Origin of the sequence: Stenotrophomonas sp. 278 (genome assembly GCF_003935715.1) — a bacterium.
Taxonomy (GTDB): Bacteria; Pseudomonadota; Gammaproteobacteria; order Xanthomonadales; family Xanthomonadaceae; genus Stenotrophomonas; species Stenotrophomonas maltophilia_AH.
Map to the genome: position 1 here is coordinate 1 of NZ_RHPP01000272.1, position 2035 is coordinate 2035.

General features: G+C 67.2%; 2 protein-coding genes and 1 pseudogene. 1 reads left to right on the plus strand and 2 read right to left on the minus strand.

Annotated elements, in window-relative coordinates; genetic code table 11:
* Positions 1-304 (plus strand): annotated as a pseudogene (locus tag EGJ34_RS21540) (sulfite exporter TauE/SafE family protein); the annotation flags it as partial.
* Positions 305-378: 74 nt separating this feature from the next.
* Here the strand turns inward: EGJ34_RS21540 and EGJ34_RS21545 are convergent.
* The gene (locus EGJ34_RS21545) at positions 379-1092 is read right to left on the minus strand and encodes a haloacid dehalogenase-like hydrolase (protein WP_125362428.1); all 714 of its coding nucleotides are present in this window, start codon (positions 1090-1092) and stop codon (positions 379-381) included.
* Positions 1089-1883, minus strand: coding sequence for an indole-3-glycerol phosphate synthase TrpC (gene trpC / locus EGJ34_RS21550; RefSeq protein ID WP_125362429.1), 795 nt, complete (start codon positions 1881-1883; stop codon positions 1089-1091). Before trpC ends, EGJ34_RS21545 begins: the two co-directional genes overlap by 4 nt.
* Between the last annotated feature and the right edge of the window lie 152 nt (positions 1884-2035).

Genomic DNA, 2035 nt, shown 5'->3' on the forward strand with positions numbered 1-2035 from the left:
CCCGGTGGCCACCTCGACGCTGCTCGCCCGGGGCGGGCAGGCCCGCACCACGATCGGCACGGTCAACGCCGCCGAGTTCGTGGTGACCCTGGCGGTGTCGATCACCTTCCTGCTGTCGATGGGGTTGCAGTACCTGAACATCGTTGCCGGCCTGCTGATCGGCGGCATGATGGCTGCACCTTTGGCCGCGGTGCTGGTCAAGCGGGTGAAAGAGCGCTGGGTGCTCATCGCAGTGGGCGTGCTGGTGCTGGGGATCAGCCTGTTCCAGGTGGGCAGCGCGGTGAAGGGGTGGTTGGCCGGGTGATGACGCGGCGAGATGCGTCGCCGCACGACCAACGGTCGTGCGCTACCGGACCGGTAGGTAACGACCGTTGGTCGTTACCGGTCGCCGCCGCGGTCGACACAGCCCCAGTTGAGGATGCGCGTGCCTGGCTTGAGCACCTTGCGGAAGAAATCGACCTTCGAATGCTTCGGATTCACCACCACCGGGTTCTTCGCCGCCAGCAGCAGCGGCAGGTCGGCGGTACTGTCGGAGTAGGCGATGTCGATGTCCCCGTAACCCCGTTCGCGCAGCATGCGCATCTTTTCTTCGTTGTGGCAGTGCCGGGTCGCGCCGACCGCACCCAACCGCGGCCCGACTTCACTGCCGATCACCGGCACACCCTGGTGGGCAACGAAGGCGAGGATGGCACGGGCGAGCTCCGGCGGCGCACCGGTGGCCACGACCACGCGATCACCCTTGGCGCGGTGCTCGGCGAACACCGCCAGCGCCTGCGGCAGCAGCTTGGCGCGCAGCTGCGCCTCGTGCTTGATGACATAAGCATCAATGACCCGGTTGAACTCGCGTGCACGGTGCAGCCCGAAGGTGGCGATCCACACGTACACCGATATGCCGCTGCGGCGGGTCGGCAGCATCGCCACCAGCGGCCCGGCGATCGGCGTGACCAGCAGAGCGGCCAGCAACCGCAGCGGATTGCGCTTGATCAGCGAGGCGAACAGATGGCTGCCGGAATCGCCGTCGTAGAGGGTGTGGTCGAAGTCGAAGACCACCAGCGGGGCGTCGTCGTGCGGAGTCGGGTAGGTCGCAGTCATGCGTTGAAGAATAGCTGACGCAGGCCCTCGCCGGGTTCTTCCACCCGCATGAAGGCCTCGCCGACCAGGAACGCATGCACGCCGGCATTGCGCATCAGGGCCACATCGTCGGGCCCCAGGATGCCGCTTTCAGTGACCAGCAGACGGTCACGCGGCACTGCCTGGCGCATCTCCAGCGTGGTCTGCAGCGAGACTTCGAAGGTGCGCAGGTTGCGGTTGTTGATGCCGACCAGCGGCACCGGCACCTGCAGCGCGCGCTCCAGTTCATCGATATCGTGCACTTCCACCAGCACGTCCATGCCCAGCTGCATGGCCAGGTCGGACAGCTCGGCCAGCTGACGATCATCCAGCGCGGCCACGATCAGCAGGATGCAGTCAGCGCCCAGCACGCGTGCCTCGACCACCTGGTAAGGATCGATCACGAAGTCCTTGCGCAGCACCGGCAGGGTGCAGGCATCGCGGGCCTGCTGCAGGTAGGCGTCGGCCCCCTGGAAGAAGTCCACGTCGGTCAGCACCGACAGGCAGCTGGCTCCTCCGAACTCATAGCTCACCGCGATGTCAGCCGGATGGAAGTCGGGCCGGATCACGCCCTTGGACGGGCTGGCTTTCTTCACTTCGGCAATCACCGCCGGGTCGCCGTTGGCGATGGCTGCCTGCAGCGCGCGCGCAAAACCGCGTACCGGCGGCGCGTCGGCCAGCCGGGCCTGCAGGGTCTCCAGCGGCACCTGCGCACGACGTGCGGCTACTTCTTCGGCCTTGCGGGCCAGGATGGTGTCGAGGATGTCGCTCATGGAAAGTCAGGGTCCTTCGGGGGGGCGCGCGTCTAGGCTGGGCATTATCGGTCAGCCACGGGTGGAGCGTGAAGGCAGGGTCAGCCAGCGTCGCGCAGGCGCTGGGTGGCGGCTACGTACTGCTGCATGCGCTGCCGGGCGCTGCCGTCGGC